The sequence below is a fragment of the Halomonas campaniensis genome, from assembly GCF_002211105.1.
Lineage (GTDB): Bacteria > Pseudomonadota > Gammaproteobacteria > Pseudomonadales > Halomonadaceae > Vreelandella > Vreelandella campaniensis_A.
Window position 1 is genome coordinate 187,077 of sequence record NZ_JPUA01000028.1, and the last position, 8,395, is coordinate 195,471.

The following is an 8,395-nucleotide window of genomic DNA, read 5'->3' on the forward strand; positions in this document are numbered from 1 at the left end:
GATGGGCCGCTATGCGCGTCAGTTTCAAGACCGCCGTTGGTTTCCCGCATCGCCGCGTAGCTTGGCGCGCGCGGAAGGTTGGTATCACCGCTTTGGCGAGCTGAGCCTGCTGATTTCCTGGGCGCCGATTATTGGCGACCCCCTCACTGTACTGGCCGGCGTTTTTCGGCTGCCCTGGTGGCGGGCGCTAGCGTGGATTGTGGTCGCTAAAGGCGCGCGTTACGCCGTGGTGTTACTGCTGGCGCAGCAGTGGCTAGTACCGCTTTGCCAGTGAAACGCCTTATTAATCAAGTCATGTTACCCTGTACAACTTTTTAACAAGCTGTGCGAGCAGTGTAGAGTGTAAGCAACATCAGTTGCCTTACGTTAGCTTGCGTAAAACCAGGCAGCCGTTAGATTGAACACAACACTCACCCAAAAGGAGGTTTAGGTGTGAAGCCACTTCGTTTATTACCCTGGCTAGGTGTCTGGCTGCTGGCAATGATTGCCTTGATAGCGACGCCAGCAATGGCGCAGAGCGCGCCAAGTGAGTCGGCCAGTGCCGATGGTGCAGCATCGTCTGAAGAGGCGGCGCCGACGTCCTACGAGGCGCTGGCCAGCCTGTTGGAAAATGAACAGTCGCGGCAAGAGTTGATTGAGATGCTGCGTAATCAAGCCTCGTCGCTGCCCGGTGGCGTTGCCAATGAGCTCTCTCCGGAAGCGGCGGCCCAAGGCAGTGAGATTGCACCAGAGGACGTTTCCCTGCCGCGTCAGTTAGCGGAGCTCACTAGTCGTGTGGTTAGCGATGTGGGGGGGCAGTTCGAGCAAGTGGTGGGCATTGTTGGCGGTCTGTTTTCTGGAGAAGAGGCAGACAGTGTCTTTGATATGGCCGCGTTCACCAGTGCGGCGATTAATCTGGGCATGGTGATTGTCGCCACCTTTGCACTATTCATCATCGTGCGACGGTTGGCGAAGCCACTATTTACCAAAATCAGTGGCTGGTCGCTGAATGGCAGTAACTTAACGCCGGTGTTGCGCTTGATTGCCTGTGTGGCCATTGCGGCGGTCATTGATGTGTTGCTTGTCGGCTTGGCCTATGTGGGTGGCAACCTATTGGCCACGTTTGCGATTGGTGAAGCCGGTGAGCTATCTACCCGCGCCTCGCTCTTTTTGAATGCGTTCTTGATTATTGAGCTGCTCAAAGCCGCGGTGCGGATGTTGTTCTCTTCGCGTTACGAAGGGCTGCGGCTACTTCCTATCTCTGCCCAAGAAGCCTCCTACTGGAACCGCTGGCTAGCTCGGCTGATCGGCATGGTCGGTTATGGCCTGATGGTGGTGGTACCGCTGGTTAACTTCTACGTGTCGGCTTCGCTGGGTCAAGCGGTCGGTACGCTGATCATGGTGCTGGCATTTATCTACGCCGTGGTCGTGGTGCTTAAGAACCGCACCCGCCTGCGCGATAACCTGAACGAGATGGCGGCAAAATCGACGCTCACCGCCAGCCGCGTTTCGCTACAGCTATTTGCCCGTACTTGGCATCTGTTCGCGCTGTTGTACTTTTTGATGGTGTTTGTACTGACCTTGACGCGCCCTGGCGATGCATTGCCATTTGTGATGTTTGCCACGCTGAAGTCGTTGGCGGCGATTGTTGTTGGGCTATTGGTATCGTCGTTTCTTACCCAAACCATTGGCCGCCGGATTACCCTGTCCGACGACCTGCGGCGCAAACTGCCCCTGCTTGAGAAGCGCTTGAACAGCTACGTGCCCAATGCACTCCGCGTGCTGCGCACGATTATTCTGATCGTGGTCATCATGATGGTGCTGAATGCATGGGGCGCCTTTGACCTCGCCGCCTGGTACGCCTCTGAACGCGGTGCCAACCTGGTTGGCAACCTGACCAGCGTGGCGGTGATTTTGATTGTGGCGCTAGCCGTTTGGCTAGGTTTGGCGAGCCTGATTGAGCACAAGCTCAACCCGGAAACCGGCCACGGAGAACCGTCGGCGCGGGCGAAAACGCTGCTCAGTCTGTTTCGTAATGCCCTGGCAATCGCCATGGTGACCATTACCGGCATGATCGTGCTGTCGGAAATTGGCATCAATATCGGCCCGCTGATTGCCGGTGCCGGTGTACTGGGTCTGGCGATTGGTTTTGGCGCCCAGAAACTGGTGCAGGACGTTATCACCGGGGTGTTTATTCAGATAGAGAATGCCATGAACACCGGGGATGTGGTGACGGTAGGTGGCATAACAGGTACCGCAGAACGGCTCAGTATCCGCTCTGTAGGGATCCGCGATCTATCCGGTACTTACCATATCGTACCGTTCTCCAGCGTGGATACCGTATCTAACTACATGCGTGAGTACGGCAACCATGTGGGCGAATACGGCATTGGCTATAGCGAGAGCATCGACGAAGCCATCGAGCAGCTCAAGCTGGCCTTTGAGGATCTCAAAGCCAGTGAAGAGCATGGCTTTAAGCTACTGGCGGATCTCACCGTGGCCGGTGTGACGGCCCTGGCGGACAGCTCCGTGAATATCCGTGTGGTGATTAAAACCACGCCGGGGGATCAGTGGGCCGTTGGCCGCGCCTACAACCGCTTGGTGAAAATGCGCTTCGATGAGGCGGGTATCGAAATACCCTTCCCGCACACCACGCTTTACTTTGGCGATAATAAAAACGGCAATCCACCGCCTGCCCATGTGCGGGTGCTGGAGTCGACCGCTAAAGAGAAGAAAGTGGAGGAGTCAGCGTTGGCTACGAGCGACACCTCTCAAGGTGTACAGCAAACCAGCGAGCCTGATCACCTGAAACCCGACCACGATGATGTTGATGAAACCTAAACGGTGCTCATCTTAGCCTTAAGCGGGGCCGCCTTCGGGCGGCCCCGCTGCGTTTGGAGCAGAAGAAATTTTAAGCCGAGTTCTTAAGCAGAGTTTTTTAAGCAGAGTAATTTTCCGAGTGACGCCCCTCCAGGTTGATCGACTCCCCGCCATCGACAAACAGAATCTGCCCCGCCACAAAGGGGTTGTCCAATAAATAGTGCAAAGCTTGTACAAGGTGGTTCGGGTCGCCCTGGCGTTTCAACGGAATGCCTTCAATACGCCACTTAATATAGTCGCTGGTACGCTGGGAGGCAGGCAGTACCACGCCAGGGGCGATGCCGTTAATGCGGATGCGCGGAGCGAACTCCAATGCTGCCATACGGGTCATCTCCGCCAGGCTTTTTTTCGAAAGCAGATACGCTGCGTAAGGGTATTGGTGATAGGCCACTTTGTTATCGATGATATTGATCACCTGGCCCTTTTGAACCGCTTCGGCAAAGTGGCGCGTAAGCAGTAGCGGGGTAAACATATTGACCCGGAACTGGGTTTCCAGCGCCGCGAGTTCGGTGGCGGCAATCGGCGCTGGCTCATAGGTGGAGGCGCTGTTAAGGAGCAGGTTGAGTCCTGGGAAGCACTGCTTCGCCGATTGGATTAAGTCGCTTAAGTCGTCGCTCAGAAAATCACAGGGGAAAATTTCGCACTCCCTCCCTTTAGCGCGGATAACGTGGGCGACTTTTTCGGCCTCCTCCCGCGAGCGATTAACGTGAAGAGCAATGTCGTAACCCGCATCGGCCAGGGCTTCGGAGAAATAGCGCCCCAAACGGGTGGCACCGCCGGTTACCATAGCAGCATGTTGGTGCATATAGTGTTCCCTACTGTTTTATTGGTATTGGAAGACTGTCTGCGTGAGTGTAGCGTTTGTCAATAACTTATACAGAGCTTGCACGAAGAGCTAGATTTGGGGGTGTAATAGAAATGCCCTACCTCAGGGTAGTTCTACAAGACGTCACTTTGAATAGGATGTCGCTATGCCACCCATTTCTTTACCTTCCACGCATACCGCCCCGCTCCATGAGTGTTTTATCTCATTGGGATCCAATATCGACCCCGACCATTATTTCGTTCAAGCACTTGAGATTATCAGCCGCGAGTGCGTGTTATTGGCACATTCAGAAGCGATTCGTACAGCGCCGGTGGGGTACCAGCAGCAGCCCGATTTCTTAAACGCCGCACTGTTGGTGAGCACGCCACTTGAGCGGGAGGCGTTTCGCGCCTATCTCAAAGGGGTGGAAGATCGTCTGGGCCGTGTTCGGGGAGCAATTAAATCGGGCCCACGCACCATGGATCTAGACATTGTGGCATGGGATGGGGAGGTCATTGATGACGGCTACTTCCAGCACAACTATGTGAGAAAACCGGTCGATGAAGTGCTGGCGAGCAGTGGCCGTAACCTTGAATCACAAAAACGCTCATGATTTTTGCTTGTAGGCCGATAGTAACGTTGTAGCCCCCATACGTTGGATGGGCTAATTTTCCTGGAGGCGTGCGTTGCTCAGCCTAAATACCAATTTGATGTCGCTAACCGTGCAGAACAATCTGCGCGGCAGTCAGCAATCCATGCAGACCGCGATGCAGCGCCTCTCTTCTGGGCTGCGCATCAATAGTGCTAAGGATGACGCCTCCGGTCAGGCGATTGCCAATCGCATGACGGCGCAAATCAAAGGCATGACCCAGGCGATCCGCAACACCAATGACGGCATCTCCATGGTGCAGACAGCGGAAGGCTCGCTCAATCAAATCAACGACAACCTGCAGCGCATCCGTGAGCTGAGCGTACAAGCGGCTAACGGCACCAATTCGTCTAATGATCTTGACGCTATTCAGACCGAGATTGGTCAGCGCTTGGAAGAGATTGACCGCATCGCCGGAAAAAGTAGCTTTAATGGCATTGGGCTGTTTAACGATACTAAATCACTGAACATTCAAGTGGGGGCTAACGCCGGCGATACCATTGCCGTTCGCTTTGAAGCCATGAATTTAACGGGGTTGGGTCTGGATGGTTTGGACGTGACTGAGGATGTCAGTGGAACGGATAAACCGATAGATAGAGTGGATGAGGCGATTAAGCGGTTAGATCGTCAGCGCAGTTATTTGGGCGCCGTGCAGAACCGCTTCGAAGGCGTCATTGACGGCCTCAATAACAGCATTGTTAACACCTCCGATGCACGGTCGCGTATTCAGGATGCCGACTACGCCAAGGAAGTTTCTAACCTTATGCGTGCGCAGATTCTGCAGCAGGCAGGCATCGCTATGCTGGCCCAGGCCAACCAGCAGCCGCAAATGATTTTGCGGCTGCTGGAAGGGCTATAGCACTCTTATTGTTTGCTTCTTACATGCCCTAATCTAAAAATTCATTCCTTTTTTGCAGTATTGCACTTTTTTACACTCTAAATCCTTGTCCTTTTTGCGTCTAGCATTCCAATTTGGCATGCATTGAGCGCTTTTTTTCGTTTGTGAACTGCTGCGTGAATTTGCTTTGATACTGTCATTCACACGAAATGACAGGAGACGTCACGGCAATGGATCTTCCTCATGTAAGTGCCGCGCTGGGTGTCATACACCCGATTTGTATTGCTCGTGGGCGTAATGCTGAAGTTTGGGATGAAGCCGACCAGCGTTATATCGATTTCATCGGTGGTATTGGTGTGCTGAACCTTGGCCATAGCCACCCAGCGGTTGTCGAAGCCGTTAAAGCCCAGGTTGAGACCTTAATGCACTCTGCGTTTAATGCGCTGCCGCATCGTGGCTATTTAGCGGTGGTAGAGGCGCTGAATCAATTCGTGCCGGTGTCGTATCCTCTGTCGTGCATGCTGACGAATAGTGGCGCAGAGGCTACCGAAAATGCGCTCAAAGTTGCTCGTGGTGTGACGGGGCGGCAAGCGGTTATTGCATTTGACGATGGTTTCCATGGCCGGACGCTGGCAGCGTTAAACCTAAATGGCAAAGTTAAACCTTATAAATCGGGATTAGGCGCCTTGCCGGGGCCGGTTTATCACCTGCCTTTTCCTAGTCGGGACAGCGGTGTAACGGCTGAGCAGGCGCTTGATGCGCTGGAGAGGTTGTTTGAAGTTGAAATACCGGCCGATGAAGTAGCCAGCATTATCGTAGAGCCCATTCAGGGCGAAGGTGGCTTTCGTTTACTCTGCCCGCAGTTTGCCAAAGCGCTGCGAGGCGTTTGCGATAAGCACAACATCTTATTGATTTGTGACGAAATTCAGTCTGGCTTTGGGCGAACTGGCCAGCGTTTTGGCTTTACCCATTTGGGCATCGAACCGGATCTTTTACTCATGGGGAAGAGCATGGCTGCAGGCCTGCCGCTGGCCGCATTAGTAGGCCGGGGCGAATTAATGGATGCGTTGCCCAAAGGTGCCTTGGGTGGCACTTACTCGGGTAATGCGGTGGCCTGCGCGGCTGCTCTGGCAGTGATGGATGTCATGCAGGAAGAAACGCTAACCGCATGGTCAAATGCGCAAGAAGCGGCGATTGTTAGTGCTTACCAGCGTTGGCAAGCAAGCGAGCGTTTCCCCATGCTGGGGGCTATGACAGGCATTGGCGCTATGCGCGGCATCGTCTTTGAAGATACTGAGAACGCGACGGGTGCGGAGCACTTGGCCAACCTGTTGGTAGCCGGCCGTGATGCTGGAGTTTTATTAATGCCCAGTGGTCGTAAACGTAATGTCTTGCGTTTATTACCGCCGTTGACCACCGAACCAGCCATCATGGCAGAAGGGCTAGGGCTCATCGAGCAGGCGCTGGAGACGCTCAAGGCATGATCGCAATGGTCAGCGAGGCGGCAGTGCGCAGTAGGTATGTGGCGTTTCTAGACGCCTTGCGCGCCCGTGGCTTTGAAGGCGAAATCGCTCCCGATTACGCCAACCGCACGGTGCTGGCGACGGATAACTCGATTTACCAGCGCCTACCCCAGGCGGCGGTCTACCCCAAGCATGCCGAAGACCTAGAGCGCCTCACCCGGCTGGCCGCGCAAACCACTCACCGGGACATAGTGTTGACGCCCAGAGGCGGCGGCACCGGCACCAACGGCCAGTCGCTCACCGACGGGATTGTGGTGGATGTCTCCCGCCACATGAATAAGATCATTGAGATCGATGTGGACGCACGGCGGGTGCGCGTTCAAGCCGGCGTAATAAAGGATCAACTTAACGCTGCGCTCAAGCCCCATGGGCTGTTTTTCGCCCCGGAGCTTTCGACCTCCAACCGCGCCACTATTGGCGGCATGATCTCTACCGATGCCAGCGGCCAGGGTAGCTGCGAATACGGCAAAACCCGTGATCATGTGCTGCAGCTCGATACCATTTTGATCGGTGGAAAGCACCTGCACAGCCGCGCCTTAACATCGGATGAAGAGCAGGCTGAGTGCCAGCAGGAAGGCATTCTGGGCCGCGTACATACCACCGCCGCCAATATTATCGACCAGCAGCGCGAATTGATTGCAGCCAAGTTCCCGCCGCTCAACCGCTGCTTGACCGGCTACGACTTGGCCCACCTGCGCGACGACAAGGGGCAGCTCAACCTCAACAGCCTGCTGTGCGGCTCGGAAGGCTCGCTGGGCTTTTTAAATGAAGCGGTGTTGAACGTGCTGCCGATTCCCAAGCACTCCACCCTGGTCAATGTGCGCTATACCAGTTTTATGGACGCGTTGCGTGATGCCAAAGCATTAATGACGGCCAGCGCGCAGCCTACCTCGATTGAGACCATCGACGACACCGTGCTGCAACTGGCCATGGAAGACTTCGTCTGGGACAGCGTGGCGGGGTTCTTCCCCGCCACCGGTAGCACGGCGATTCGTGGCATTAACCTGATCGAATTTAATGACGACGATGAGAGCGCCCTCGCCGAGCGGGTGCGCGCCTTTACCGACCACCTAAGCCAAGACACCACCGTTGAGCGCCTAGGCTACACCCTGGCCGAGGGTCGCGGGCAGATCCAGAAAGTCTATGCCATGCGCAAGCGCTCGGTGGGTTTGCTCGGCAATGTGCAGGGCGAGAAACGGCCGATCCCGTTTGTGGAAGATACCGCCGTGCCGCCGGAGCATCTGGCCGAGTTTATCGCCGAGTTCCGCGCCGCGCTGGATGCCCGCGGGCTATCCTATGGGATGTTTGGCCATGTAGACGCCGGCGTACTCCACGTGCGCCCCGCCATCGATATGAAGGATCCCGAACAGGAAAAACTGATTCGCGCGGTGTCCGATGAAGTGGCGGCGCTTACCCAGAAATATGGCGGCCTGCTGTGGGGCGAACACGGCAAGGGCGTGCGCTCGGAGTACTCACCTAAATTCTTTGGCGAACTCTATCCCAGCCTACAGCGGGTAAAAGCGGCTTTTGACCCTTTCAACCAGCTCAACCCTGGCAAGATCGCCTCTCCTCTTTCCACCCCGCCCGAAGCTGCGGGTAGGACTCAAAGCGGCGAGCTAATCGCCAAAGATAGCGATCCCGACCTGTTGACGGTGGATGGCGTGCCCATGCGCGGCCAGTTTGATCGCACCATCGACGAGCGTGCCTGGCAGGCCTACGAC

General features: G+C 55.5%; 7 protein-coding genes. 6 read left to right on the plus strand and 1 reads right to left on the minus strand.

What is annotated here, in order from left to right; genetic code table 11:
- Together JI62_RS11170 and ybiO are read left to right on the plus strand one after the other, a co-directional pair.
- Positions 1–274: YqaA family protein (locus tag JI62_RS11170; protein WP_141101319.1), on the plus strand; the 274-nt coding region annotated here is incomplete at its 5' end.
- A 158-nt stretch (positions 275–432) separates the two neighbouring features.
- On the plus strand, positions 433–2,820 hold the full coding sequence (gene ybiO, locus JI62_RS11175) for a mechanosensitive channel protein (RefSeq protein WP_088700226.1): 2,388 nt from the start codon (positions 433–435) through the stop codon (positions 2,818–2,820).
- A 97-nt stretch (positions 2,821–2,917) separates the two neighbouring features.
- On the opposite strand, the gene JI62_RS11180 is transcribed toward ybiO, so the two are convergent.
- Positions 2,918–3,664, minus strand: a complete 747-nt coding sequence (locus JI62_RS11180; RefSeq protein ID WP_088700227.1) for an SDR family oxidoreductase — start codon at positions 3,662–3,664, stop codon at positions 2,918–2,920.
- Between the two features lie 166 nt (positions 3,665–3,830).
- Between JI62_RS11180 and folK the strand changes: the two genes are divergently transcribed.
- The 4 genes from folK to JI62_RS11200 all read left to right on the plus strand — a co-directional run.
- The gene (gene folK, locus JI62_RS11185; protein ID WP_088700228.1) at positions 3,831–4,277 is read left to right on the plus strand and encodes a 2-amino-4-hydroxy-6-hydroxymethyldihydropteridine diphosphokinase; all 447 of its coding nucleotides are present in this window, start codon (positions 3,831–3,833) and stop codon (positions 4,275–4,277) included.
- 73 nt (positions 4,278–4,350) lie between these two features.
- Positions 4,351–5,172 carry a flagellin gene (locus tag JI62_RS11190; RefSeq protein ID WP_088700229.1) on the plus strand — a complete coding sequence of 274 codons (822 nt, stop codon included), beginning with the start codon at positions 4,351–4,353 and terminating at the stop codon, positions 5,170–5,172.
- Positions 5,173–5,381: 209 nt separating this feature from the next.
- Positions 5,382–6,635, plus strand: coding sequence for a 2-aminoadipate transaminase (locus JI62_RS11195; RefSeq protein WP_088700230.1), 1,254 nt, complete (start codon positions 5,382–5,384; stop codon positions 6,633–6,635).
- Positions 6,632–8,395, plus strand: a 1,764-nt coding sequence (locus JI62_RS11200) for an FAD-binding oxidoreductase (protein ID WP_141101318.1), incomplete at its 3' end; no start/stop codon positions are given. The genes JI62_RS11195 and JI62_RS11200, both read left to right, overlap by 4 nt.

Excerpts from the sequence above, each read along its gene's own strand:
- JI62_RS11195 (WP_088700230.1), top strand. The coding sequence starts at position 5,382 with ATGGATCTTCCTCATGTAAGTGCCGCGCTGGGTGTCATACACCCGATT.
- folK (WP_088700228.1), top strand. The coding sequence starts at position 3,831 with ATGCCACCCATTTCTTTACCTTCCACGCATACCGCCCCGCTCCATGAG.
- JI62_RS11180 (WP_088700227.1), bottom strand. The coding sequence starts at position 3,664 with ATGCACCAACATGCTGCTATGGTAACCGGCGGTGCCACCCGTTTGGGG.